Annotated in this window: 21 protein-coding genes and 1 pseudogene; 17 read left to right on the top strand and 5 right to left on the bottom strand. The window is 63.1% G+C overall.

What is annotated here, in order from left to right; translation table 11 throughout:
- The 4 genes and pseudogenes from AC1DTQ_RS18725 to AC1DTQ_RS18710 all read left to right on the top strand — a co-directional run.
- Window positions 1-354 (top strand): annotated as a pseudogene (locus AC1DTQ_RS18725) (xylose isomerase); the annotation flags it as partial.
- A gap of 69 nt (window positions 355-423) precedes the next feature.
- Window positions 424-1,854, top strand: a complete 1,431-nt coding sequence (locus tag AC1DTQ_RS18720; protein ID WP_477851554.1) for a sugar porter family MFS transporter — start codon at window positions 424-426, stop codon at window positions 1,852-1,854.
- Window positions 1,855-2,013: 159 nt separating this feature from the next.
- Window positions 2,014-4,605 (top strand): glycoside hydrolase family 3 protein, encoded by a 2,592-nt coding sequence (locus AC1DTQ_RS18715; protein WP_477851553.1) that lies wholly within the window; start codon window positions 2,014-2,016, stop codon window positions 4,603-4,605.
- Window positions 4,606-4,680: 75 nt separating this feature from the next.
- On the top strand, window positions 4,681-6,243 hold the full coding sequence (locus AC1DTQ_RS18710) for a sodium/sugar symporter (protein WP_477851552.1): 1,563 nt from the start codon (window positions 4,681-4,683) through the stop codon (window positions 6,241-6,243).
- A gap of 49 nt (window positions 6,244-6,292) precedes the next feature.
- Here AC1DTQ_RS18710 and AC1DTQ_RS18705 read toward each other — a convergent pair whose 3' ends face one another.
- On the bottom strand, window positions 6,293-6,883 hold the full coding sequence (locus AC1DTQ_RS18705) for a GIY-YIG nuclease family protein (protein WP_477851551.1): 591 nt from the start codon (window positions 6,881-6,883) through the stop codon (window positions 6,293-6,295).
- Between the two features lie 264 nt (window positions 6,884-7,147).
- Window positions 7,148-7,540 (bottom strand): hypothetical protein, encoded by a 393-nt coding sequence (locus AC1DTQ_RS18700; protein WP_477851550.1) that lies wholly within the window; start codon window positions 7,538-7,540, stop codon window positions 7,148-7,150.
- Window positions 7,541-7,814: 274 nt separating this feature from the next.
- Here AC1DTQ_RS18700 and AC1DTQ_RS18695 point away from each other — a divergent pair, with 274 nt between their 5' ends.
- On the top strand, window positions 7,815-8,195 hold the full coding sequence (locus AC1DTQ_RS18695; RefSeq protein ID WP_477851549.1) for a cysteine hydrolase family protein: 381 nt from the start codon (window positions 7,815-7,817) through the stop codon (window positions 8,193-8,195).
- The gene (locus AC1DTQ_RS18690; protein ID WP_477851556.1) at window positions 8,081-8,356 is read left to right on the top strand and encodes a cysteine hydrolase family protein; all 276 of its coding nucleotides are present in this window, start codon (window positions 8,081-8,083) and stop codon (window positions 8,354-8,356) included. The genes AC1DTQ_RS18695 and AC1DTQ_RS18690 overlap by 115 nt, the downstream gene beginning before the upstream one ends.
- 101 nt (window positions 8,357-8,457) lie before the next feature.
- Here the strand turns inward: AC1DTQ_RS18690 and AC1DTQ_RS18685 are convergent, their stop codons facing one another.
- Both AC1DTQ_RS18685 and AC1DTQ_RS18680 read right to left on the bottom strand, forming a co-directional pair.
- Window positions 8,458-9,069 carry a DUF892 family protein gene (locus AC1DTQ_RS18685; protein WP_477851548.1) on the bottom strand — a complete coding sequence of 204 codons (612 nt, stop codon included), beginning with the start codon at window positions 9,067-9,069 and terminating at the stop codon, window positions 8,458-8,460.
- A 68-nt stretch (window positions 9,070-9,137) separates the two neighbouring features.
- Entirely contained in the window at window positions 9,138-9,329 is a 192-nt protein-coding gene (locus AC1DTQ_RS18680) for a hypothetical protein (RefSeq protein WP_477851546.1), read from the bottom strand.
- Between the two features lie 528 nt (window positions 9,330-9,857).
- Here AC1DTQ_RS18680 and paoA point away from each other — a divergent pair.
- From paoA to AC1DTQ_RS18625, 11 genes are all read left to right on the top strand, one after another.
- Window positions 9,858-10,508 (top strand): aldehyde dehydrogenase iron-sulfur subunit PaoA, encoded by a 651-nt coding sequence (gene paoA, locus AC1DTQ_RS18675; RefSeq protein WP_477851544.1) that lies wholly within the window; start codon window positions 9,858-9,860, stop codon window positions 10,506-10,508.
- Window positions 10,505-11,455, top strand: coding sequence for an FAD binding domain-containing protein (locus AC1DTQ_RS18670; protein ID WP_477851543.1), 951 nt, complete (start codon window positions 10,505-10,507; stop codon window positions 11,453-11,455). The genes paoA and AC1DTQ_RS18670 overlap by 4 nt, the downstream gene beginning before the upstream one ends.
- Before the next feature lie 4 nt (window positions 11,456-11,459).
- Window positions 11,460-13,658: an aldehyde oxidoreductase molybdenum-binding subunit PaoC gene (gene paoC / locus AC1DTQ_RS18665; RefSeq protein WP_477851542.1), complete on the top strand. Its 2,199-nt coding sequence runs from the start codon at window positions 11,460-11,462 to the stop codon at window positions 13,656-13,658.
- A 182-nt stretch (window positions 13,659-13,840) separates the two neighbouring features.
- Window positions 13,841-15,244 (top strand): FAD/NAD(P)-binding protein, encoded by a 1,404-nt coding sequence (locus AC1DTQ_RS18660; protein WP_477851541.1) that lies wholly within the window; start codon window positions 13,841-13,843, stop codon window positions 15,242-15,244.
- 208 nt (window positions 15,245-15,452) lie between these two features.
- Window positions 15,453-15,545: a potassium-transporting ATPase subunit F gene (locus AC1DTQ_RS18655; RefSeq protein ID WP_477851540.1), complete on the top strand. Its 93-nt coding sequence runs from the start codon at window positions 15,453-15,455 to the stop codon at window positions 15,543-15,545.
- A 13-nt stretch (window positions 15,546-15,558) separates the two neighbouring features.
- Window positions 15,559-17,259 carry a potassium-transporting ATPase subunit KdpA gene (kdpA, locus tag AC1DTQ_RS18650; RefSeq protein ID WP_477851539.1) on the top strand — a complete coding sequence of 567 codons (1,701 nt, stop codon included), beginning with the start codon at window positions 15,559-15,561 and terminating at the stop codon, window positions 17,257-17,259.
- 10 nt (window positions 17,260-17,269) lie between these two features.
- Complete coding sequence (kdpB, locus tag AC1DTQ_RS18645; protein WP_477851537.1) at window positions 17,270-19,309, top strand: potassium-transporting ATPase subunit KdpB; 2,040 nt, start codon at window positions 17,270-17,272, stop codon at window positions 19,307-19,309.
- 10 nt (window positions 19,310-19,319) lie between these two features.
- Window positions 19,320-19,913, top strand: a complete 594-nt coding sequence (kdpC, locus tag AC1DTQ_RS18640; RefSeq protein ID WP_477851535.1) for a potassium-transporting ATPase subunit KdpC — start codon at window positions 19,320-19,322, stop codon at window positions 19,911-19,913.
- A gap of 152 nt (window positions 19,914-20,065) precedes the next feature.
- On the top strand, window positions 20,066-22,726 hold the full coding sequence (locus tag AC1DTQ_RS18635) for an ATP-binding protein (protein WP_477851534.1): 2,661 nt from the start codon (window positions 20,066-20,068) through the stop codon (window positions 22,724-22,726).
- A complete protein-coding gene (locus AC1DTQ_RS18630) occupies window positions 22,710-23,432 on the top strand; it encodes a response regulator transcription factor (RefSeq protein ID WP_477851533.1) in 723 nt (240 codons plus the stop codon). Before AC1DTQ_RS18635 ends, AC1DTQ_RS18630 begins: the two co-directional genes overlap by 17 nt.
- 48 nt (window positions 23,433-23,480) lie before the next feature.
- Window positions 23,481-23,819 (top strand): YciI family protein, encoded by a 339-nt coding sequence (locus tag AC1DTQ_RS18625; protein ID WP_477851532.1) that lies wholly within the window; start codon window positions 23,481-23,483, stop codon window positions 23,817-23,819.
- Window positions 23,820-23,871: 52 nt separating this feature from the next.
- Here the strand turns inward: AC1DTQ_RS18625 and AC1DTQ_RS18620 are convergent, their stop codons facing one another.
- A complete protein-coding gene (locus AC1DTQ_RS18620) occupies window positions 23,872-24,780 on the bottom strand; it encodes a 3-keto-disaccharide hydrolase (RefSeq protein ID WP_477851531.1) in 909 nt (302 codons plus the stop codon).
- Between the last annotated feature and the right edge of the window lie 5 nt (window positions 24,781-24,785).

Here is a 24,785-nt window from a genome sequence, read left to right as displayed (position 1 = left end):
GCGATGTTGGTGGTGCTGCGCCAGGGCGGATTAGAAGGCGGCCTGAACTTCGATGCCAAGGTGCGCCGCGAGTCGACCGACCTGGAGGACCTGTTCATCGCCCATATCGGCGGCATGGACGCGTTCGCGCGCGGGCTGGAAGTGGCCCATGCGCTGCTGACCGAATCGCCGTGGGAACAATGGCGCACCGAGCGTTATGCCAGCTTCGACAGCGGCGCTGGCCGCGACTTCGAGCAGGGCAAGCTGGCCCTGGCCGATCTGCGCGATCTGGCCAGCAAGCAAGGCGAACCGAAACAGATCAGCGGCAAACAGGAACGTTACGAGAACCTACTGAACCAATATTTATTGCGTTGACCTTGCCGTCGCATTAGCGTCGCCGAACCGTTGCTTCCATCAACCAAGCCTCACTTACAAAGGCATCCCATGAATAGCATTCCCCTTAGCAAGGTCTCCGCAGATGGCGGCGAGAACACTAAGCTGATCATCCTGATCAGCTGCGTGGCCACTATCGGCGGCTTCCTGTTCGGCTTCGACAGCGGTGTGATCAACGGCACCGTCGACGGACTCAAGCAGACCTTCCACTCCAGTTCCGCCGGAACCGGTTTCGAAGTGGCCTCGATGCTGCTCGGTTGCGCGGTCGGCGCATTCTTCGCCGGTCGTCTGGCCGATCGCTGGGGACGGCGTGCGGTGCTGATCATCTCGGCGGTGCTGTTCCTGTTCTCCGCATTGGGGGCTGGCATGGCCAGCACCTCGACGGTCTTCATCATCGCGCGCGTATTGGGTGGGTTCGCGGTCGGCGCGGCCAGCGTGATGTCGCCGGCCTACATCGCCGAAGTGGCTTCGGCCCGCTATCGCGGACGCCTGGCCACGGTGCAGCAGATCGCGATCATCGGCGGCCTGTTTTGCGCTTTCCTCAGCAACTATCTGCTGGCCAAGACCGCAGGCGCGTCCACCGAAGCGCTGTGGCTGGGCTTTGCGGCATGGCGCTGGATGTTCTGGATGATGGCGATCCCCTCTTTGATCTTCCTGTTGCTGTTGTTGCTGATTCCGGAAAGCCCGCGTTACCTGGTGGTCAAGGGCCGCAAGGAAGATGCATCGAAAGTGCTGACGCGCCTGTACGGTGCGGTGGAAGCGAAGACCAAGCTGGTCGAGATCGAAGGCTCGCTGTCGGCGGACCACCATCGTCCGCGTCTTTCCGATCTGGTCGACAAAGCGAGCGGGAAAGTCCGCAAGATTGTCTGGATCGGCATCGGTCTGGCCACCTTCCAGCAGTTGGTCGGCATCAACGTGGTGTTCTACTACGGCGCAGTGTTGTGGCAGGCGGTCGGTTTCTCCGAGAGCGACGCGCTGCTGATCAACGTGCTGTCCGGCGCGCTCAGCATCGGCGCCTGCCTGGTGACGGTGGTGCTGATCGACAAGATCGGCCGCAAGCCCTTGCTGTGGGTCGGTTCGGCCGGCATGGCGGTGTCGCTGGCATTGGTGACCTACGCGTTCGCCAGCGCAGGTCTGGATGCGCAAGGCAAGCTGGCTTTGTCCGATTCGATGGGCATGGTTGCGCTGGTGGCCGCCAACGTCTACGTGGTGTTCTTCAACATGTCCTGGGGCCCGGTGATGTGGGTGATGCTGGGCGAGATGTTCCCCAACCAGATCCGCGGTTCCGGACTGGCGGTGGCGGGCGCGGCGCAGTGGACGTCGAACTTCATCATCACCGTCACCTTCCCGATCCTGTTGACCAGCATCGGCCTCGCCGGCGCCTACGGCATCTACACGGTGGCCGCGGTGATCTCGGTGTTCTTCGTGCTGAAGTACGTGTACGAAACCAAGGGCCGGGAACTGGAACAGATGGAAGGCTGATACGGTTCATGGGGAAGGGCGTGATCGGCGCTGTGCTTATCGGCGTCGGCGTCGGACCGCGCAAGTCTGGTCGCACCATGACTTGCGTGCATCCGCCCCGCTTAGTTTGGAAGCAGGGCAGGGTTGGCCGGTACGGCGGCCTTGCACCTCATCTTATTTATGCTTGATGGAGCCACGACATTGAACACACTTGCTGCGTCTTCCCGTTTACGTCCTGCTTTGCTGTTGGCCATTCCCGTGGCGTTGGCGCTGCTGGCCGCTGGCTGCCGGGACGAAAAAAAGCCCGACGCCACCGCCACAACCAACACCGCGTCGCCATGGCCCGCGGTCGCCTGGCCGCTGGCCGAAGACCCCGCCCTCGAGAAGCGCATCGATGAGCTGATGGCGAAGATGACGGTGGAGGAAAAGGTCGGCCAGATCGTGCAGGGCGATATCGCCAGCCTGACCCCGGACGATGTGCGCAAGTACCGGCTGGGGTCCGTGCTGGCAGGCGGCAATTCCGATCCTGGCGGCAAGTACAACGCCACGCCCGCGCAATGGCTGGCGCTGGCCGATGCTTTCTACGAAGCGTCGATGGATACATCGCAGGGCGGCAAGGCCATTCCCATCCTGTTCGGCATCGATGCGATCCACGGCCAGAGCAATATCGTCGGCGCGACGTTGTTCCCGCATAACATCGGCCTGGGCGCGACCCGCAATCCGGATCTGATGGAACAAATCGGCAAGGTCACCGCGACCGAAACGCGCACCACCGGCATGGAATGGGCGTTCGCGCCGACCGTGGCGGTGCCGCAGGACGATCGCTGGGGACGCAGTTACGAAGGCTATTCGGAATCGCCCGATGTCGTCGCCAGCTACGCCGGCAGGATGGTCGAGGGCCTGCAAGGCAAGGCCGGCGCACCGGACTTTCTGGATGGCTCACACGTGATGGTGTCGGTGAAGCATTTCCTCGGCGATGGCGGCACCACTGGCGGCAAGGATCAAGGCGATACCAAGATCAGCGAAGCCGAACTGGCGCGCATACATAACGCCGGTTATCCGCCGGCGATCGCGGCCGGTGCGCAGACCGTCATGGCGTCGTTCAACAGCGTCAATGGCGAGAAGATGCACGGCAATCGGCACCTGCTGACCGAAGTTCTGAAAGGGCAAATGAAATTCGGCGGTTTCGTGGTGGGCGACTGGAACGGTCACGGCCAGGTCAAGGGCTGCACCAACGACAATTGTCCGGCCACCATCGTGGCGGGTCTGGACATGGCGATGGCACCGGACAGTTGGAAGGGTTTCTACGAAACCGCGGTGGCGGCGGTGAAAGCCGGCACCCTACCGATGGAACGGTTGGACGATGCGGTGCGGCGCATTCTGCGGGTGAAATTCCGCCTCGGTCTGTTCGAAGCCGGCAAGCCTTCGCAACGGCCGCTGGGCGGCAAGTTCGAACTGCTGGGCGCACCCGAGCATCGTGCGGTGGCGCGCCAGGCGGTGCGTGAATCGCTGGTGCTGCTGAAGAACCAGGGCGGTGTGCTGCCGCTGGATCCGCACAAGAACATCCTGGTGGCCGGCGACGGAGCCAACGACGTCGGCAAGCAGTCCGGCGGTTGGACACTCAACTGGCAGGGCACCGGCACCACGCGTGCGGACTACCCGAATGCCGATTCCATTTGGGAAGGCCTGCAGGCGCAAGTGAAAGCGGCTGGCGGCAAAACCGAACTCGCGGTGGACGGCAAGTACAAACAGAAGCCCGACGCCGCCATTGTGGTCTTCGGCGAAAATCCTTACGCCGAATTCCAAGGCGACATTCCCGACCTGTCCTATAAGCCAGGCGACGACAGCGATCTGCAGCTGATCAAGCGCCTGAAGGCCGAAGGCATTCCGGTGGTCGCGGTGTTCTTGAGCGGCCGGCCCTTGTGGGTGAACCGCGAGATCAACGCCGCGGACGCGTTCGTGGCGGCCTGGCTGCCCGGATCGGAAGGCGCGGGCATCGCCGATGTTCTCCTGCGTGATGCGCAGGGCAAAGCGGCGCACGACTTCAAGGGCAAGCTGAGCTTCTCCTGGCCGCGTACCGCCACCCAGTTCGTCAACAACGTCGGGCAAAAGGATTACTCGCCGCAGTTCGCTTTCGGCTACGGTCTGACCTATGCCGATAAAGGCGATTTAGCGCCACTGCCGGAAGTGTCGGGATTGTCGGGCGAACAGAAGGTCGCCGGGGTCTACTTCGCTCGCGGACGTGCGGCGCCGGGAACCGGCCTGCGCCTGGAGAACGCGCAGGGCCATGCGACCAAGGTGACCACGTTGCCTGCCGCGGTGCACGACAACAGCCTCCGCGTCGCCGCAGTGGACCACAAGGCGCAGGAAGACGCCATGCGCTTCTCCTGGGCCGGCACCGGCAAGGCCACTGCGTTCCTGTTGGCCGATGCTCCCTTCGATGTCCTGCGCGAATCCAACGGCGACGTGATGCTGGTACTGACCCTGCGTGCGGAAGCAGTGCCGCAAGCGGAGGTGAATCTGAGCGTCGCCTGCGGCGAGGGCTGCGCTGCGACCTTGCCCCTGCGCGATACGTTGGCCGCGTTGCCGAAAGAGCAATGGACCACGCTGGGAGTGCCGTTGAAGTGCTTCGGCGCGGCGGGCGCCGACCTTACCAAGTTGAATCAGCCATTGCGCTTGGAAACCGCGGGAGCCTTGCAATTCTCGCTATCGCGGGTAGCACTGGGTGCGATCAACGAGGCCGAGCACGTGTTCGAGTGCCCGAAACTCTAGCGATCCTCGGCGTGCTTCCTTCCCCGGCATCCGTGCCGGGGTTCCTGCCAATCAGGTTTTCCCGTTGAGGCTGAAATGACCCTATCCCCGCTCGATATCGGCATCGTCCTGGCCTACCTGGTCGGCATTTTCGTGCTGGCGCAACTGGTATCGCGGGAGAAAGGCGGGCACCAGAAATCGGCGAAGGATTATTTCCTCGCCAGCAAATCGCTGCCGTGGTGGGCGATCGGCGCGTCGCTGATCGCGGCCAACATCTCGGCCGAACAGATCATCGGCATGTCCGGGTCCGGCTACGCCATCGGCCTGGCGATCGCCTCCTACGAATGGATGGCGGCGATCACTCTGCTGATCGTGGGCAAGTTCTTCCTGCCCATCTTCCTGCGCAACGGCATCTACACCATGCCGCAGTTCCTGGAAGAGCGTTACGGCACCAAGATCCGCACGCTGATGGCCGTGTTCTGGCTGGGGCTGTACGTCTTCGTCAACCTCACCTCGATCCTGTGGCTGGGTTCGCTGGCGGTCGCCCAGGTCACCGGCATGGACCAGATGCTGGCGCTGGCGCTGCTCGGAATCTTCGCGCTGGCCTACCAGTTGTACGGCGGACTGAAAGCGGTGGCGCTGACCGATATCGTGCAGGTGTCGCTATTGGTGCTGGGCGGCTTGCTGGTGTCGGCGTTGACGCTCAGCGAGATCGGTGATGGCGCCGGCATCGTGGCCGGTTTCAGCAAGCTGAGGCAGGCGCACCCCGAGCATTTCCACATGATCCTGTCCAAGGAAAGTCCCTTCTACAAGGATCTGCCGGGCCTCAGCGTATTGATCGGCGGCATGTGGATCATGAATGTCAGCTACTGGGGCTTCAACCAGTACATCATCCAGCGCGCGTTGGCGGCCAAGGACATCAAGGAAGCTCAGAAGGGCGTGGTTTTCGCCGCCTTCCTCAAGTTGCTGATGCCGGTGATCGTGGTGCTGCCGGGCATCGCCGCGGTGGTGCTGGCGAAGAACCTGCCGCGTCCGGATCAGGCTTATCCGACCATGATGGCGATCCTGCCCAGCGGCATCCTGGGCCTGGTGTTCGCGGCGCTGGTGGCGGCCATCGTCGCCTCGCTGGCTTCCAAGATCAATTCGGTCGCCACCATCTTTACCTTGGACTTCTACGCCAAGCAGCACAAGAACCACGACGAAACCAAGCTAGTGCGCGTCGGCCGCATTGCGGCCACGGTTTCCATCATTCTAGCCATCCTGACCGCGCGTCCGTTGCTGGGCAGCTTCGATCAGGGTTTCCAATACATCCAGGAATACACCGGCTTCTTCACCCCAGGCATCGTGGTGATTTTCGTGCTGGGCCTGTTCTGGAAGCGCGCCAACGAGGCCGGCGCACTGGCCGCGGCGATCGGTTCATTCGCGCTATCGGTGGTGTTGAAGTTGGCATGGCCGTCGCTGCCGTTCATGGATCGCGTCGGTCTGGTGTTCCTGCTGGCCCTGGTGCTGGCGATCGTAGTGTCGCTGGCCAGCAAAGCCTCCGGAGTCAGCGATCGGATCAAGACCGGCGACGTCAGCTACGCGACCAGCGCATCGTTCAATATCGCCAGCGTCGCGGTGGTTGCGATCCTGTGCGCGCTGTACGCCAGTTTCTGGTGAAAGAACGGCTATAGAACAATCTTGTTCTTAGCCGATGTCGTGAACACTTTCATTGAAGTCCGGTTTCATTGAAGTCCGGAAGCGTTCTGCCGCGGTACCAGCGAGTCACTTCCGGCGCGAGCAGCGGTTCCAGCTCGATGCTCAGCGCAGCGTAGGCGTCCAGCGTGTCGCGCACGATGCGTTGCGTCGGCGTCGGCCCTGCAGACCCGTCGAGTTCGTCCGGGGACAGCTGCGTCTGAGTCCACGCGTACAAACGATCGCTACGCGCTAGCAGCGCAGATCGAAGCCACGTCCGCAGCGGCGCATGGATGGCATGGCCGCGCTGCTCCAGCAGACGGATCGCCCGCTCCAGCTGCGAAGAGGCGCCGCGGAACCATTCGGTATGCCCGGCGGCTTCCTTGCGCACCGTCAGTGGCGCGGGCGCGTTGTGCATGACTAGCGGCCGCCGCAACTCGAGTTCCAGATCGCGAGCATCGCGAACGGTTTCGGTTTCCACCAGCACCGCACGGTCGAGATCGAAGAATTCGAACCAGCGGCGATGCAAGGCCTGGATCCGCGACAGGGGATCGCGCGAGAAGCCTATCTTGCAGTGGTCTTCCCACGCGCACGGGAAGACATAGACGAAGCAGTAGCCGTCCATCGTCCGGGTTCCGCAATCATCGCACCTTGCGGGATCTGTCGTTGCCGGCCTGCGCGGCCGCAACGGGCGCCATCAAGGCGTCCAGCCGCATCATGCAGTTCGCCAGCCAACACGGTAGGCCTCCCCCCCATGCAACAGCAGACCTGCGCTTTCCGCTCGTCGTGTCATGCCGCCGCCTCCTTCCGCCACCTGTCGTAGGATGGATCTTGTCCATCTCAGATTCTGAGCCAATGCAAGGCGCGAAAATCCGCTTGGCATCCCGCGCTACGCGGGTTGGTACGCAGGACGCGGCAGTCCTGTAGCGGGGGATGCGATCATCGAATCTCCGGCGCCTTTGGCCCGATGGTTGATCTGCGGGCGCATGCGTTTCCAGGTTTCGCGGATGACGGCCTCGGCGAGCGGCCAATCCAGGCATTGATCGCTGTCCGTTGTCGCTTCGTATCTGGCGCGCATGACGGATAATAGTTCGTCCAGGCCGCTGCCATGATTCAGCAGGTACATGTCGTATCCGAACTTGAGCGTGGGCAGGTACTGCTCGAACGCACGAGACGTCCTGTGGAAGGCGGCCTGCTCGTAGTTCCGGCGCCAATAGTCCAGTTCCGAATCGATATCCAGCATCACATTCTTGAATTCGCCCAGTGGAATCGCGGATCCCATGGTTGTCTCCTTGGAAGTGTGTCTGGAGATCATCTTCCTGAATGCGGCATCAGGGCCGCGTCCAAACTTTGTAAATACAGCGTTAAACGATCCGTGGCGAGGATGATTCGGACACTTGATCGCTAGGATGGCGGGCTCTTGCGGCGGGGGTCACGCGGGTTTTACCTGGCGCCTGATATTCGGATGGCCAGCTCAGAAACAGCTACGGCGCCGACCATGAAATGGGTAGGGAGAGGGCCAAACCTCAGACAGTCCCATAGCGCTGGATGACGAAATGGCGCGGCCGACCTCCGCCCTGTTGATCATCGACATGATCAATCTGTTCGACTTCGAGGGCGGCGGGCGTCTGGCGAAGGAAGCGGCGCGGATCGCCCGTCTGAAAGCGCGCTTCAGTGAAGCGGGAGCGCCAGTGATCTACGTCAACGATAACTTCATGGACTGGCGCGCGGATTTCAAGGAACTGATCGCGATCTGCAGCCATCCGCAAAATGCGGGAGCGGAAATCGCGCGCCTGTTGGCGCCTGGACCGATGATTATTACATCCTCAAGCCGAAACATTCCGCGTTCCTGGCCACCCCGCTTTCCTTGCTGTTGGCCGAGTGCGGCGTGCGCCGCGTCGTGCTCACCGGCCTGGCGGCGGACGCCTGCATCCTGATCACCGCGCAGGAAGCGAACATGCGCGAATATCAGGTAAGCGTTCCCGCCGACTGCGTCGCCGCGCAGACAGCGGAGCGCAGGACGCGGGCACTGGCGGTGATCAAGACTTCGTTCTCCGCTGATGTGCGAGCGTCCACTGCCCTGAATATGGTGTTGTAGCCAAGCTCAGAGCCTCTCGACGGCTTCTTCCATATGGATATCTCGGGACCTGATCGCCAACGGCGACCAGGCCCGTCTTCTGCTGGAAAGCGCCGCTTCGATCAGAGCATCCGGTCGCGCGCATGTTCGGCGCGTGAGGCACCGATGGCAGTTTCTACTTTCTTCACTTCCTCGGGCGGCGGCAACACCGCGGGGAAACCTAGAGACTGGATCCAGAGTTCGCGGCACCAACCTTTGGTGTGGTACAGGTGATGGTCCTCGTCCTTCTCCACCGCATCGAACGCCGTCTTCAGCACCTTGGCTTCGCCGCCGGCCGCATGCTTGGCCACGTGGCCGATCAGCTCCCAGTTCTGGTGATCCTTGGTTTCCGCCAGGACGACGCATTCGGCCGCGACCAGCTCCGCGGCAGCGACGTCGGCGCTATCCATCGCCATCTTGATCGCCGCAACCAACGATTTGCCCTGGTGCGCGACCACCGAACGGCCGGGACTCTGTTGTTCGGTGTCCATTCCCAACTCGCCGAACACGCGGACGAGAATCTCCTCATGGGTTCGCGTTTCTTTCAGGTATTCCTGCCATTCCTCCTTCAACTCTTCGTTCTGCGCGGCCTTGATCGCCGTCGTGTAGATCTGGATGCCGCCGCGTTCGGTCTCCAGCGCCTGCAGCAATAGTTCGGTCAGCTGCTTCGAATCGTACTTAGATGTCCTGCCCATGGTGCTCGAACTCCTCGAAGGGAAAGGCCGGCGCCCGGATAGCGCCGGCGGCGTTGTCGGTTGTCGTATCAGCGCTGTTGCGGGCGCTGGTTCTGTGGGTTCTGGTCGCCCTGTTGGCGCTGCTGTCCCTTCTGCTGCTGGTCGTCCTGTCCCTGCTGGCGCTGGCCGGCCTGGCGCGGGTCGTCCCGATCCATCTGTTTCTGACTGATGTCTTTCTGATTGTTGTCTTTACGTTGATTGGGAGGGTTCTTGCTAGCCATTGTCATGTCTCAATCTTGCGACGCATTCCATCGCGAGCAGGAATATAGGCAGCCGGGAATAAGAAGAGCGTGTGCGCAGGAAGCTTGCGTTTTCACAAAAGTTTTAGTGGCTTCAGGAATGGCCTCGTTCGGAGCGGGTGGTTCCTGCTGGGGCAGGGGGCGAAGACGGCCGATTAACATGCGGGCGATCAGGATGGCCGGCGTCATTCTTCGCCGGGGCCTATGGCGGCCAAAAACCGCCAATGAGTTCGCGAAGAAAGGCATGCATACCGGCTTGGATTTGCATGCGGGAAAGCTATGAAGCGCACAAGAGCCATTGATGAATCTGATTCATGACTTCATGTGGTAATCGCGGTTAATCCTGGCATACACGGCCGGTACACTCAGTCGCTCGGCAGGACACGGCAAGGTTTGCGTGTGGCTGTCGCGCCGATTCGCCCGGCATTCCAACACCGCTTCGCGGGCGCAACGGTTCAGCCGACGCAGCGCATTAGACAATTCGGATTCGTACTCTCCTAGGAGTTCCTTATGCATGATTCCGACGTTCCCAAGTTGACTCGCCGCGAGGTGTTGATCGCAGGTGTCACTTCCGTGGCCGCTGCGGCCGTGCCCAGTGCCGGTTCGCTGGCTGCGACCGCGGCGGCGCCTGCAGCATCGAAGGCGCCGGTGATGGCCAGGACCTCCTTGACCGTCAACGGCAAAGTCCGCGAGCTTGAGCTCGACACCCGAACCACGCTGCTCGATGCATTGCGCGAGCACCTGCACCTGACCGGCACCAAGAAAGGCTGCGACCACGGCCAGTGCGGCGCCTGCACGGTGATCGTCGAGGGTCGCCGGATCAACGCCTGCCTGACCTTGGCGGTGATGCACGAGGGCGACGCCATCACCACCGTCGAGGGGCTCGGCACGCCCGAGGACCTGCACCCGATGCAGGCTGCCTTCGTCAAGCACGATGGTTACCAATGCGGGTATTGCACGCCGGGACAGATCTGTTCGGCGGTCGCCGTGCTGGACGAAATCAAGGCGGGAATTCCCAGTCACGCCAGCGCCAGCCTGACTTCCCGCCCACGGGTAACCGCGGCGGAGCTGCGCGAGCGGATGAGCGGGAATATCTGCCGCTGCGGCGCCTATTCCAACATCGTCGATGCGATCAGCGAAGTCGCCGGGAGCCGCGTATGAAAGCCTTCAGCTACGAGCGCGCCGGTTCGCCGGCCGAAGCCGCCGCGGCCGCCGCACGCATCAAGGGGGCGAGATTCATCGCGGGCGGCACCAACCTCCTCGATCTGATGAAACTGGAAATCGAGACGCCGGGGCACCTGATCGATGTGAACGGTCTCGGCCTGGACAAGATCGAACGTACCCCTGACGGCGGCCTGCGCATCGGCGCGCTGGTGAGCAATACCGATCTGGCCGCAGACAGCGGTGTGCGACGCAACTATGGTTTGCTTTCGCGCGCGTTGCTCGCTGGCGCTTCGGGTCAGCTTCGCAACAAGGCGACGACCGCGGGCAATCTGCTGCAACGCACTCGCTGTCCGTATTTCTACGACACCAATCAACCGTGCAATAAACGTCTGCCAGGGAGCGGCTGCGCGGCGATCGGCGGCTACAGCCGCCAGCTCGGCGTCATCGGCGTGAGCGATGCCTGTATCGCGACGCATCCCAGCGACATGGCAGTGGCGATGCGCGCACTCGATGCCACGGTGGAGACCGTCAAGGCCGATGGCTCGGCCCGTGCAATCCCGATCGCCGAGTTCCATCGGCTGCCGGGCGCCACGCCGCACATCGAAACGGCGCTTGAGTCCGGCGAGCTGATCACGGCGGTGACGCTGCCCAAGCCGGTTGGCGGCACGCACCTCTATCACAAGGTGCGCGACCGCGCTTCTTATGCCTTCGCGCTGGTCTCGGTGGCGGTGATCGTTCAGCGCGATGGTTCCGGACGCGTAGCGGTCGGCGGCGTGGCGCACAAGCCGTGGCGGGTCGAGGCCGCCGAAGCGCTGCTGCCGCAGGGCGCCAAAGCGGTGGCGACAAGACTCCTCGACGGTGCCAAGCCGACCCACGACAACGCATTCAAGGTAACGCTGGTCGAGCGCACGCTCGGTGCGGTACTGGCGCAGACAAGGGGCTGACGCGATGAAATTCGATACCCCGGCAACCACCAACCCGATCGACCAGCTCAAGGTCGTCGGCAAGTCCACCGACCGCATCGACGGCCCGCTCAAGACCACCGGAACCGCGCCGTATGCGTACGAACGGCACGATGCCGTGCCCAACCAGGCTTATGGCTATGTGATCGGTGCGTCCATCGCCAAGGGAAAGATCGCATCGCTCGATGCTAGTGTCGCACGTGCCGCACCGGGCGTGCTCGCCGTGGTTACGGCCAAGAACGCGGGCAAACTCGGCAAAGGCAAGTTCAATACCGCCAAGCTGCTCGGAGGCCCCGATATCGAGCACTATCATCAGGCGATCGCGGTGGTCGTCGCCGAGACTTTCGAACAAGCGCGCGCAGCTGCCCAATTGATCCGCGTCGATTATGTCCGCAGCAAAGGTTCCTTCGATCTGGCGAACGCTAAGACTTCGGCCGTCCCCTCCACGCGCGAACAGAAGGACATTGCGGTGGGCGATTTTGCGGGCGAATTCGCCGCCGCACCCGTTCAGCTCGACGCGACCTATACAACGCCCGACCATGCCCACGCGATGATGGAACCCCATGCGTCCATCGCCGCGTGGGAAGGCGACAAGCTGACGCTCTGGACCTCGAACCAGATGATCGACTGGAGCAAGAGCGACATGGCGACGACGCTCGGCTTGCCCAAGGAAAATGTCCGCCTCCTTTCGCCCTATATCGGTGGCGGCTTCGGCGGGAAACTGTGGATACGCGCCGACGCCCTAATGGCGGCACTGGGAGCCCGGGCCGCCGCGCGACCGGTTAAGGTCGCGTTGACGCGGCCCTTCATGTTCAACAACACGACCCACCGGCCGGCGACCATCCAGCGTATCCGTATCGGTGCGACCAAGGAGGGAAAAATCACCGCCATCGGCCATGAAGGCTGGTCCGGCGATCTGCCCGGAGGCGGGCTCGAGAATGCGATCGCGCAAACGCGGCTCCTCTATGCCGGCGCCAACCGCATGCTGGCCGCGCGGCTGGCGACGCTCGACCTGCCCGAAGGCAACGCGATGCGCGCGCCCGGCGAAGCACCGGGCCTGATGGCGCTCGAGATCGCGATGGACGAAATGGCGGAAAAGCTCGGTATCGATCCTATCCAGTTCCGTATCCTCAACGATACCCAGGTAGACCCCGAACAGCCCACGCGGTCGTTCTCGCAACGCCAATTGATCGAATGCCTGCGGATGGGCGCGGAGCGATTCGGATGGAACAAACGTAGTCCTACGCCCGGCAGCACACGCGATGGACGCTGGCTGGTCGGCATGGGAGTAGCCGCCGGCTTCCGCAACAATCTGCTCGCCAAGTCCGCCGCTCGCGTCAGGCTGGACCGCAGCGGCGTGGTCGCCGTCGAAACCGATATGACCGATATCGGCACTGGCAGTTATACGATCATCGCCCAGACCGCCGCCGAGATGATGGGCCTGCCACTCGACAAAATAGTGGTGCGTCTGGGCGATTCCGCTTTCCCGGTTTCTGCGGGGTCCGGCGGTCAATGGGGCGCGAACAACTCGACGGCCGGCGTCTACGCCGCCTGTGTGAAGCTGCGCGAAGCCGTCGCGCAGAAGCTCGGCTTCGATGCCGCCACCGCGGAGTTCATCGATGGCAAGGTGCGCTCGGGCGATCGCAGCGTGCCGCTTGGCCAGGCCGCGAGCGAGGCCGAAATCGTCGCCGAAGACCTGATCGAATACGGCGATCTCGACAAGAAATACCAGCAATCGACCTTCGCCTCGCACTTCGTCGAGGCAGCTGTGGATGCGGCCACCGGCGAAATCCGTGTCCGGCGCATGCTCGCAGTGTGCGCTGCGGGCCGCATCCTGAACCCCAAATCGGCGCGCAGCCAGGTGATCGGCGCGATGACCATGGGGGTCGGCGCGGCGCTGATGGAGGAACTGGCGGTCGACAAACGGCTGGGCTTCTTCGTCAATCACGATCTCGCCAGCTATGAGGTGCCGGTGCATGCCGACATCCCGCATCAGGAGGTGGTGTTCCTGGACGAGACCGATCCGCTGTCCTCGCCGATGAAGGCCAAAGGAGTAGGCGAGCTGGGTATCTGCGGTGTCGGCGCGGCCGTCGCCAATGCGATCTACAACGCCACCGGCGCGCGCGTGCGCGAATATCCGATCACCTTGGATAAGTTGCTCGGGAAGCTGCCGTCGGTCGCGTGACCGCGCGATTGCTCATATGGAGATGAAAATTGGCTATCAGCCACGGATGGCGCCGACAATCATTGAACAGCAAGGCGTTCGCGCAATCGCCGTCGCGAACGAAGAGCGGCGATAACCGTTTCATTACACATTCACTCTGATCGATTGCTAGAAAGTCGTCCGGCCTTACCGGGAGACATGCGATGCGGATCACGATCATCGGCGCGGGATTCAGTGGCAGCACCTTGGCGACCTTGCTGGCTTCCGAAAACGAAGCCACGGAAGTCTGCCTGGTCGGCGTCGAAGACACTTTCGCGTGCGGCGTGGCTTACGGCGAAACGCGACCGGAGCACGTGTTGAATGTCCGTGCCGGGCATCTGGGTGCGGATCCGGACAATCCGGCGGAGTTCGCCGACTGGTTGAACCTGGGTCGGCAGGGGCGGGAAGGCTTTCTGCCCCGTTTGGCCTACGGCGAGTACCTGACCGATCGCCTGCAGAAGGCGAAGGACCGAGCCAACAACCTGACCCTGCTGCGCCAGGAGGCCATCGCCATCAATCGGCTCGGCGATGGCTTTCGCGTGCACCTGGAGGACGGAAGCTATTTCGCCAGCGATCGGGTCGTGCTCGCGCTGGGTGCGCTGCCGCCGCAGCGGCTGATAGGCATCGGACCCAGGCTGGCCCGGCATCCCCGCTACATCGCATGGCCTTGGCAGGACGATGCCCTGGACCAGATCGATTCGAAGGCTCGCGTGCTGATCATCGGCACCGGCTTGACCATGGCGGACGTGGTAGCGAGTCTCGCGCGTAGAAATCACCACGGGGAAATCGTGGCGATCTCCCGCCACGGGTTGCTGCCGCAATCCCATACGTCCGCGCCGGGCACGCCGATCGAGCTGCCACCCAGCGTTCACCAGGCACTCCGAAAGCACGATGTCCGCCAGCTTGTGGGCGCCATTCGCTCCTTGTCCCACGTCGTGCCGGATTGGCGTGGTGCGGTCGACGCGCTACGGCCGCACACCCAGACGTTCTGGCGCGGATTGCCGACGCGGGAACGCGCGCGCTTCTTGCGCCATGTTCGTTCCTACTGGGAAATCGTTCGCCATCGCGTCGCCCCCGAGGTGGGCGAGCTGCTGGGAGGCCTGCAGGCCTCCGGACAACTCAAGGTGCGCGCCGCGCGCCTGCTCAGGGCTGGGCTGCGGGCGAACAGCGCGGACGCACTCATCCGCGAGCGCGGCAAGGAGCAGAACCAGGTCGAGCAGTACGACTATGTGATCCGCGCGACGGGTCTGGATACCGATATTCTCCGCACCACCCATCCGCTTGCATCGCATTTGCGCGAGGCGGGCCTGATCAGCGCCGATCCGCAAGGGTTGGGCATCAATGTGACGGACGATCTGGAAGTACTGGATCAGCATGGCAGTCGCGTCCCCGATCTCTATTGCGTTGGGCCGCTTCTTCGGGGGCATCTCTGGGAGATTACGGCCGTGCCGGAGTTGCGCGCTGCGGCCAAGACACTTTCACACCGGCTGCGCTCGAGAGACTCGGCTACGACGAATGTTCGCGCCCGTACCCTGGAGCGCGAGCTGGTTTTGTCGCGGGGTTTCTGAAACGTTGTGCGAGCCAACTTTCAGCGGACGGTCACTTTCGACCTAAAGCAGACATTCGAGACCAGCCAAGTTGGCCAATAGCAGTGATGTGTACTCAGTAGCCCGAAATTTGTTACAGAGAATTTACGCAAAATAGCTCCATACGAATGGAGCTTTTATGTCTCCCGGGCCGACACTGCGCTCCTCGAAATACCTGAGGGATGCCCAAATGCCTGCCTGGTTGTCTTTATTGTGCGGAATCGTAGTGGTCTTGGCGGCGGCTTATCTGCTGCTGGTGGTCCTGCATCCGGAAAAGTTCTGAGCGGATTACGACCATGATCGAAATCCTGCTCGTCTTCGCACTCGCCATCGGACTGGCTTGGCCTCTGGGCCACTACCTGGCCAAGGTCATGCGCGGCACTCCCATGCGTGGCGACCGCCTGTTCGACTGGCTAGAGAAGCCGGTCTACAAGCTGCTCGGCACCGACCCTCGGCGCGGCATGAGCTGGCGCGGATATGCCAAGGCATTTCTGCTCAGCAACCTCGCGGTCGGCATACTGGTCTGGCTGTTGTTCATGACTCAGGCCTGGCTGCCGCTCAATCCCGACGCTATCCCCAACATGCGCTGGGATCTGGCGCTGCACACCATGGTGTCGTTCCTCACCAACACCAATCAGCAGCACTATTCCGGTCAGGCGCAGCTTTCCTATCTGTCGCAGATGGTCGGCATCGTCGGCCTGCAGGTAGTCACGCCGATGATGGGCCTGGCGCTGGTGGTGGCAACCTTGCGCGCCCTGTTCGGCGGTAAGGAAAAGGATGCCCACGAAACCGGCGAAGCCGATGCCGGCAACTACTGGGCCGACGTCACCCGCGCCACCGTTCGTTTCATGTTGCCGTTGTGCCTGCTGTGGTCGGTGCTGCTGACGTGGCAAGGCGTACCTTCCACGCTCGCAGCGGGCCCGGCGGTCACCCCGCTCGACGCCAGCGCGCAGATGGCGGAACAGAAGATTCCGCTGGGTCCGGTGGCCGCGATGGTCGCGGTCAAGCAACTGGGCACCAACGGTGGCGGCTGGTACGGCCCCAACAGCGCGGTGCCACTGGAGAATCCGACCCCGTTCTCTAACTTTCTGGAAGTCGTCGGCATAATTCTCATCCCGCTGGCCGTGGTTTTCATGGTCGGCCCGCTGGTCGGCCGCAAGAAACTCACCGCGATGGTCTTCGGCAGCATGCTGCTGATGTCGGCCGCGTCCACCGGTCTGGCGGTATGGTCCGAAGCGCACTCGGCTACCACCGTCGACATCGCGCTGATGGAAGGCAAGGAAGTGCGTTTCGGCGCGGACGCTTCCGCGTTGTGGGCGTCGCTGACCACGCAGACCTCCAACGGTTCAGTCAATGCGATGCACGATTCGCTGGCGCCGCTGACCGGACTGGATACGCTGGTCAATATGCTGGTCAACGCCATCTGGGGCGGCATCGGCTGCGGGCTGCAGCAGTTTCTCGTCTACTTGATGCTTAGCGTGTTCCTGGCCGGCCTGATGACCGGACGCACGCCCGAACTATTCGGCCGCAAGATCGAAGCGCCGGAGGTCAAGCTGCTGGCGTTGCTGGTCCTGCTGCAGCCGCTGGTGGTGCTGGGCTTCACTGCATTGACGCTCGCGATTCCGTCGATCACCGGTAACTCCAACCCGGGCTTCCACGGCATCAGTCAGGTGTTCTATGAATACACCTCGGCCTACGCCAACAATGGTTCCGGGTTCGAAGGCCTGGGCGATGCTACCTACTGGTGGAACCTGAGCTGCTCGCTAGTGCTGGCGCTGGGACGTTATCCGGCGTTGATCGTGCCGCTGGCCGTAGCCGCACTGATGGCGCGCAAGCGTCCGGCGCCGGAAAGCGCGGGCAGTCTGCATATCGAAACGCCGACCTTCGCCCTGACCCTGATCGCGGTAGTGGTGATCCTCACCGTGCTGCAGTTCATGCCCGCACTGGTGCTGGGCCCGATCGCCGATCACTTGTCGCTGACTGCGACGGCGCACTGAGAACAATGAAATGAGCGAAACCACTTCCCACGGCCATCCGCGCAAACCTGCTTTGGTCGATGCCGCGGCGCTGCGCAGTGCGCTGCGCGACTCCTTCCTCAAGCTGTCGCCACGCCACCTGCTCAAAAGTCCGGTGATGGCCATCGTGATGGCAGGCACGCTGTTGTCGGCCGTCATCACGCTGGCGGGCGCGGCCACGCCGGGCTTCGGCTGGTCGGTCACTGTCATCCTGTTGGTCACTGTGCTGTTCGGCAACTTCGCCGAAGCCATCGCCGAAGCGCGCGGCCGCGGCCAGGCCTCGTCGCTGCGGCGCGCGCGCAAGGATCTGATAGCGCGTAAACAGGGTGCGAATGGCGCCGAAACCAGTGTGCCTGCCGCCGATCTGCGCCCGGGCGATACCGTTATCGTCAGTGCCGGCGACCAGATTCCCGCCGACGGCGAGATCATCCAAGGGCTCGCCACCATCAACGAATCCGCCGTCACCGGCGAATCCGCCCCGGTGCTGCGCGAAGCGGGAACCGACCGCTCTGGTGTGATCGGAGGCACCAAGGTGCTGTCGGACGAGATCGTCGTCCGGATCACCGCCGAACCCGGCCACAGTTTCCTGGATCGCATGATCGCGCTGGTGGAAGGCGCAAACCGGCAGAAGACGCCCAACGAAATCGCGCTGACCATGCTGCTGGCGGCCATGACACTCACCTTCCTGATCGTGGTCGCCACCCTGCCGGCCATCGGCGCTTTCGTCGGCGTGCAGGTAGCGCCGCTGCTGCTGATCGCGCTGCTGGTATGCCTGATCCCCACCACCATCGGCGGCTTGCTTCCCGCCATCGGCATCGCCGGCATGAACCGCGCGCTGTCGGCGAACGTATTGGCCAAATCCGGTAAGGCAGTGGAAGTCGCCGGCGACGTCGATGTGCTGTTGCTGGACAAGACCGGCACGATTACTCATGGCGACCGCCAGGCGACCGTGTTCCATCCGCTGGCCGGCGTCGATGCCTCGTTGTTGCGCGAAGCGGCGCTGCTGGCTTCGCTGGCCGACCCCACGCCCGAAGGAAAGTCCATCGTCAGGCTGGCGCGCGAACAGGGCTGCACTACCCCCGAGCCCGACAGAGCGCACTACCTTCAATTCACCGCGCAAACGCGCATGTCCGGGGTGGACCTCGAAAGCGGCCGTTCGATCCGCAAGGGCGCGGGCGATGCCATCAAACGCCATGTGGAAGCGCTGGGCAGCCTGGTATCGAACGAACTCACCGCGCGTGTCGAGCAGGTCGCACGCAGCGGCGCCACGCCGCTGGTGGTGAGCGAGGGCAAGCACGTGCTGGGTGTGGTCGAACTCTCGGACGTGGTCAAGCACGGCGTGAAGGAGAAGTTCGCCCGCCTGCGCGCGATGGGCGTGCGCACGGTGATGATCACCGGCGACAACCCGCTTACCGCCGCGGCCATCGCCGCCGAAGCGGGTGTTGACGATTACATCGCCGAAGCCACGCCGGAAGACAAGCTGGCGCGGATCCGCAGCGAACAGGCCAAGGGCAGCCTGGTGGCGATGGTCGGCGACGGCACCAACGATGCCCCCGCACTGGCGCAGGCCGATGTGGGACTGGCGATGAATTCGGGCACGCAGGCGGCGAAAGAGGCCGGCAACATGGTCGATCTGGATTCGGATCCGGCCAAGCTGCTCGCCGTCGTCGAAGTGGGAAAGCAACAGCTGATCACCCGTGGTGCACTCACCACCTTCTCGCTGGCCAACGACGTGTCGAAGTACTTCGCCATCCTGCCGGCGCTGTTCGCCGCCGCCATTCCTTCGATGGGCGTCTTGAACGTGATGCATCTGTCCAGCCCGACCAACGCCGTGCTGGCTGCGCTGATCTTCAACGCGCTGATCATTCCCGCACTGATCCCGCTCGCTTTGCGTGGTGTTCGCTTCAAGCCCGCCAGCGCGACCGCATTGTTGCGCCGGAACATGCTTATGTACGGCGTGGGCGGCGTACTGCTGCCGTTCGTCGCGATCAAGCTCATCGACCTGGCGCTGGCCGCCACCATCGGCGCTTAAGGAACCCACCATGAACTCCATTGCCCACAACACGCAACTGCAGGACCGCGGCTCCTTGCGCGCATCGCTGGCCTTCGCCGCGGTCATTCTCTTCGGCATGGGCCTGCTGTACTCGCTGGTCGGCACCGCGATCGGCCGTTCCCTGTTCCCGCAACAGGCCACTGGCAGCATCGTCACCCACGACGGCAAGGCCATCGGTTCCTCGTTGATCGCCCAACCCTTCGCCGATGCGCGCTATTTCCAGCCGCGTCCTTCCGCCGCTGGCTACAACCCGATGTCCGCGGCCGGTAGCAATCAGGCCCGCACCAATCCCGATTTACGCAAGCGCATCGCCGAAATCACAGCCGCAGTGGCCGCGCGCGATGGCGTCGCCGTGCAGGATGTGCCCGGCGAACTAGTCACTCAATCCGGCGGCGGCCTGGATCCGGACCTCAGCCCGGCAGGCGTGCAAGTGCAGATCGCGCGCGTGGCGCAGGCTCGCAAGATGGATCCGAAGCGGGTTGCTGAACTGGTCGCCACGCATATGCAGGCGCCGCAGTTCGGATTCCTGGGCCAGCCGCGAGTGAATGTGCTGGAACTCAACGTGGCGCTGGATGCAGAGTAATTAGGTTGCGTGAGGTAAAAGGCCACAAAGGATCGTCATCCCCGCGAAGGCGGGGACCCAGCGACTTTGCTTGTAGAGCATAAAGGCACTGGATCCCCGCCTTCGCGGGGACGACGAGTCAAAGGCGATGGTCCCTGGAGCACAATGACCGCATGATCGACTCCCGCACCCACAAGGCCGATGCCCTGATCGGCGAACTCCGCCGCGAAGGCAGCGGACGGTTGACCATTTTCCTGGGCGCCGCGCCGGGCGTGGGCAAGACCTATACCATGCTGTCGCGCGCTCGCGAACTGCGCAGACAGAATGTCGATGTGGTGGTGGGCATCGTCGAGACCCATGGCCGCAGCGAAACCGCGGCGCTCATCGACGGTCTGGAGCTGATGCCGCGCGCTCGTCTGGAATACCGCGACCGCATCTTCGAGGAGATGGACCTCGATGCAATCCTCGCGCGCAAGCCGGCCATCGTTCTGGTCGACGAACTGGCGCATCGCAACGCCGCCGGCAGCCGCCACGAACGCCGCTGGCAGGACGTGGTGGAACTGCTGGACGCCGGCATCGACGTCTACACCACCATCAATATCCAGCACCTGGAAAGCCTCAACGATGTGGTCTTCCGCATCACCGGCGTGAGGGTCAGCGAAACCGTTCCGGATCTGGTCTTCGACCGCCTGCGCGATATCGTGCTGGTGGACTTGCCGCCGCGCGAATTGATCGAGCGCCTACGCCAGGGCAAGGTCTATGTACCGGACCAGGCGGCGCAGGCGCTGCAGACCTTCTTTTCGCCTTCCAACCTGATCGCGCTGCGCGAACTGGCCATGCAGACCGCCGCCGACCGCGTCGACAGCGATCTGCGCGAAACTCAGGCCGCGCGCGGTATTTCCGGCATGAACGTGCGCCGCCGCGTGTTGGTCGCCATCGACGGTCTGGGGCAGTCCGAGTACCTGGTGCGCGTGGCTCGGCGCCTGGCCGAGCGGCGCGATGCGCCCTGGACCGTGGTCACTGTGCAGACCGGTGTCGTCGATGAAGCGCGCCAGCAGGAACTCGATCAGGCCTTCGCTCTGGCGCGCAAGTTAGGCGCAGACACCGAAGTGTTGCGCGGCGCCAGCATCGCCGATGCCTTGTTGGATCACGCGAGCCGCAGCGGCGTGTCGGCCATCGTGCTCGGACGCACGCGCGAACGGCCGGTGGCGCGCATGTTCAATCGCACGCTCACTCAGCAGCTGCTGCAGCGCGGCGCGCACTTCGAATTGACCATCGTCAACACGCCGGAAGCGCGCGCGCGTTCACGACGGGAATCGCACGCGCCGCGCCTTTCGTTTACGCGCCACGACTCCGCGCTCGTGTTGATGGCCACCGTACTGGCCGTCGCCATCTCTTGGCTGGCCGAGAGATGGGTGGGGCTAGACGACCTGTCCATGGTGTTCATCGTTGCCGTGGTCCTGGTAGCGGCGCGCACCCGCATGACCGCTGCGGTAGCCACCGCCGTGCTGTGTTTTCTGGCCTACAACTTCTTCTTCATCGAGCCGCGCTTCACCCTGCACATCAGCGCGCGCCAGGGTGTGACCACGGTATTCCTGTTCCTCGTCGCCGCACTGGTCGCCGGACGACTTGCCTCCAGGCTGCGCATGCAAGTGGTGGCGCTGCGGGCGGCGAACACGCATGCCACCGCTTTGCAGGAACTGGGACGGCAACTGGCCAGTGCTGCCGATCTAGGACAGGTACTCACCGCCGGGCGTTCCGCCTTGCAAGCGGCGTTTGGCGGACCGGCCTGGGTCCGCATCGGCGACGACGTCGCCGTCTCCGAAGGTACGAAGCTTACCGACACCGACCTGGGCGCCGCGGAATGGGCGCAGCGCCACGGTCTGGCCACTGGCCGCTACACCGATACGCTGGCCGGGTCGCCATGGTGGTTCCTGCCGTTGCGTAACGATCGGGACACGTTGGGCGTGATGGGCTTGCGCTTTGCCGCGGACAACACGCGCCTGGCCTTCGAGCAGCGCCGCCTGGCCGAGGCCATGGCCGACGATATCGGCCAGGCCGCATTGCGCACGCGTCTGGTCTCCGATCTGGAAACCGCGCGCGTCAGCGGCGAGACCGAGCGCTTGCGTTCGGCGCTGCTTTCATCGGTGTCGCACGACCTGCGTTCGCCGCTCTCCTCGATGATCGGATCGGCCAGCAGCTTGGCCAATTACTCCGAGGCGATGAGCGCCGAAGATCGCAAGAGCTTGTTGGAAACTATCCAGTTGGAAGGCGAACGTCTGGACCGCTACATACAGAACTTGCTCGACATGACACGGCTGGGCCACACCGGCTTGACCTTGAATCGCGACTGGATCGGCGTGGACGAACTTATCGGCTCGGCGACCAGTCGGCTGATTCGCTACCAGCCGCAGGTAAAGTTGAAGATACATATCGAACCTGACATGAAGCCGATCTGGGTGCATCCGGCGCTGGTGGAACAGGCCTTCTTCAACGTGCTGGAGAACGCGGCCAAGTTCTCGCCACCGGACCAACCCGTCGAAGTCGACGCGCGCCTGGTCGAGGGCAAACTGCGCATCGATGTGCGCGACCATGGGCCGGGCATACCGGAAGAGGAGCGCGCGCGCATCTTCGACATGTTCTACAGCGTGGAACGAGGCGATCGCGGACGCCATGGCACCGGCCTGGGACTGACCATCAGCCAGGGCATGATCGGTGCGCACGGCGGCAGTGTGGAGGCGCTACCGGGTAATGATGGTCGCGGCACCACCATCCGGATTACCCTGCCGCTCATAGAACCGCTGCCGCAGAAGAGCGATGCCCAATCCGACTGATCCGATTTCCCAGATTTCCGCGCCGCCGGCGCGAGTGCTGGTGATCGACGATGAACCCCAGATCCGCAAGTTTCTGGACATCAGTCTGCGCGCGCAGGGCTATCAAGTGGTGCTGGCGCCGAATGGCGAGGAAGGCCTCGCGTCTTTAGCCACGCAGGGCGCCGATCTTGTCGTCCTGGACATAGGCCTGCCCGACAAGGACGGACATGAGGTGCTGGCGGAGCTGCGCCAGTGGTCGCAGGTGCCGGTCATTATGCTTACCGTGCGTGCGGACGAAGCGGAGAAAGTCGCGGCTTTGGATGCCGGCGCCAACGACTACGTCACCAAGCCATTCGGGGTGCAGGAACTGATGGCTCGCGTGCGTGCGCTTCTGCGACTGCATGCCGCCGACCAGCACGAGGCCATGGCCGTTTTCGACGATGGCCACTTACGCATCGACATCTCGCGTCGTGAAGTGCACCTGCGTGGCGAGCCTGTTGCACTGACGCGCAAGGAATACGCGTTGCTTGCGCTGCTGCTGCGTCACGCCGGTCGGGTGGTCACGCAGCCGCAACTGCTGAAGGAGGTATGGGGGCCGAGCCATCTGTATGACACCCACTACTTGCGTATTCTTGTCGGGAGGCTGCGACTGAAGCTGGGAGAGGAAGCAGCCACGCCAAAATACATCGCGACGGAGCCCGGCGTGGGCTTGCGCTTTATTGGCTAGAAGCGCTCGATTTGCTAAAGGCTGACCATTGAGCGGAGGGGAGGAGACATGACGCGATACCTGATCTCGTTCGATGACGGGTCGATGACGTTTCCCGAGGAGGATTTCCCCGCTGTGGCCGAGGCGTCGCACGCAGTTGTGCGTGAGGCTAAGGCGGCGGGGGTCTGGATCTTCGGCGGCGGCGTCCTGAGCCAGCAGGCGAGCATCGTCGCTACCGATGGCTCGGTCTCCGAAGGACCATACCCGGAGACCAAAGCGGTAATCGGCGGCTTCTCGATCATCGAGGTGCCATCCCGAGACGACGCGCTGAGGTGGGCGGCAAAGATCGCCTCGTCCTGTCGTTGTGCCCAGGAAGTGCGCGAGATTATGTACGATCCTGAGTCTTGATCGAACTTGTGGCGCCGCCGCCGCGCATCAGCAGTTCACGAACAATGCGGTGCTATTTTTCGGGCTTCGAGCCTTTCGCATAAACACAGCTTTCCGGCACTGATTTGACGTAATAGCGCTTGTAATTGCTTGCGCTACGGTCCATGCAGCCGGCAAGGTTAAGCAGCTCCACTTTGCGGAAGTCGATCGGATGCGATTCGCTCTGCAACGAGATATAGCCGCCTTCGATCAGTTCCCCGTCAGGTTTGGCAGCGGGATCGAAATCCGACACAGCCCCGCCACCGAACTGCGGCAATGCGTATTCGAGCACTTCCTCGCCATTGGCGAAATGGGTGATCTGCCCGCTGCCCAGCACCAACACCTCGGCGCGGACCCATTGGTCGCCGTCGAAGGTCTTCGACGCGGATTCCAAGCAATGCTCGGGATAGATCGAACCTTGGTACACGACCTCCGTTCCCGGCGTGCACAGGTTCATCGTCGAGCGCGCCTTGCCGTCGCCCAAACCACCGAGGAACTGCACCTCGATGGAAATGGGGAAGTCCTGATCGAGGCCCATCGTGCGCGGATGCGGCGAATGCAACATCGCGCCGCTGTTGCGCAAGGCCCAGTTGCCGGGCCCATGCGGCGCCTGCTCGCCGACGAAGCGGTATTCCACGACCAGGCGATAGTAGGAAAACGGATCCTTGTAGAAGAGGTGACCGAACTTCTTGCCGAAGGACTCGTACTGGTCATAGCGCACTTTGAGCAGCCCGTCTTCGACACGGAAGGTATTTCCGAAGTTGTCGCCGAGCGCGTGGCCGGTGATCTTCGGTGTCCATCCGTCTAGATCGCGGCCGTTGAACAGCGCGATCCATTCTTCCTTCTCGGCGGACGTTTCCGCCGCGGCGCCATCCGCGAACAGGACGCCGAAAAGGAAAACGAAGCAGCCGGATCGTGCGACGCGTCTGGAATTAGGAGTCATGCATC

The organism is Pseudoxanthomonas sp. P4_B2, from assembly GCF_056402315.1.
Note: the sequence above shows the minus strand (reverse complement) of the source record. Positions and strands in the feature narration are given on the sequence as shown.

Excerpts from the sequence above, each read along its gene's own strand:
- AC1DTQ_RS18685 (WP_477851548.1), bottom strand. The coding sequence starts at position 9,069 with ATGGGCAGGACATCTAAGTACGATTCGAAGCAGCTGACCGAACTATTG.
- AC1DTQ_RS18680 (WP_477851546.1), bottom strand. The coding sequence starts at position 9,329 with ATGGCTAGCAAGAACCCTCCCAATCAACGTAAAGACAACAATCAGAAA.
- AC1DTQ_RS18705 (WP_477851551.1), bottom strand. The coding sequence starts at position 6,883 with ATGGACGGCTACTGCTTCGTCTATGTCTTCCCGTGCGCGTGGGAAGAC.
- AC1DTQ_RS18715 (WP_477851553.1), top strand. The coding sequence starts at position 2,014 with ATGCTTGATGGAGCCACGACATTGAACACACTTGCTGCGTCTTCCCGT.
- paoA (WP_477851544.1), top strand. The coding sequence starts at position 9,858 with ATGCATGATTCCGACGTTCCCAAGTTGACTCGCCGCGAGGTGTTGATC.
- AC1DTQ_RS18670 (WP_477851543.1), top strand. The coding sequence starts at position 10,505 with ATGAAAGCCTTCAGCTACGAGCGCGCCGGTTCGCCGGCCGAAGCCGCC.
- AC1DTQ_RS18630 (WP_477851533.1), top strand. The coding sequence starts at position 22,710 with ATGCCCAATCCGACTGATCCGATTTCCCAGATTTCCGCGCCGCCGGCG.
- AC1DTQ_RS18620 (WP_477851531.1), bottom strand. The coding sequence starts at position 24,780 with ATGACTCCTAATTCCAGACGCGTCGCACGATCCGGCTGCTTCGTTTTC.
- AC1DTQ_RS18660 (WP_477851541.1), top strand. The coding sequence starts at position 13,841 with ATGCGGATCACGATCATCGGCGCGGGATTCAGTGGCAGCACCTTGGCG.
- kdpC (WP_477851535.1), top strand. The coding sequence starts at position 19,320 with ATGAACTCCATTGCCCACAACACGCAACTGCAGGACCGCGGCTCCTTG.
- AC1DTQ_RS18635 (WP_477851534.1), top strand. The coding sequence starts at position 20,066 with ATGATCGACTCCCGCACCCACAAGGCCGATGCCCTGATCGGCGAACTC.
- AC1DTQ_RS18720 (WP_477851554.1), top strand. The coding sequence starts at position 424 with ATGAATAGCATTCCCCTTAGCAAGGTCTCCGCAGATGGCGGCGAGAAC.
- kdpB (WP_477851537.1), top strand. The coding sequence starts at position 17,270 with ATGAGCGAAACCACTTCCCACGGCCATCCGCGCAAACCTGCTTTGGTC.
- AC1DTQ_RS18700 (WP_477851550.1), bottom strand. The coding sequence starts at position 7,540 with ATGGGATCCGCGATTCCACTGGGCGAATTCAAGAATGTGATGCTGGAT.
- AC1DTQ_RS18695 (WP_477851549.1), top strand. The coding sequence starts at position 7,815 with ATGGCGCGGCCGACCTCCGCCCTGTTGATCATCGACATGATCAATCTG.
- paoC (WP_477851542.1), top strand. The coding sequence starts at position 11,460 with ATGAAATTCGATACCCCGGCAACCACCAACCCGATCGACCAGCTCAAG.
- kdpA (WP_477851539.1), top strand. The coding sequence starts at position 15,559 with ATGATCGAAATCCTGCTCGTCTTCGCACTCGCCATCGGACTGGCTTGG.
- AC1DTQ_RS18710 (WP_477851552.1), top strand. The coding sequence starts at position 4,681 with ATGACCCTATCCCCGCTCGATATCGGCATCGTCCTGGCCTACCTGGTC.
- AC1DTQ_RS18625 (WP_477851532.1), top strand. The coding sequence starts at position 23,481 with ATGACGCGATACCTGATCTCGTTCGATGACGGGTCGATGACGTTTCCC.
- AC1DTQ_RS18655 (WP_477851540.1), top strand. The coding sequence starts at position 15,453 with ATGCCTGCCTGGTTGTCTTTATTGTGCGGAATCGTAGTGGTCTTGGCG.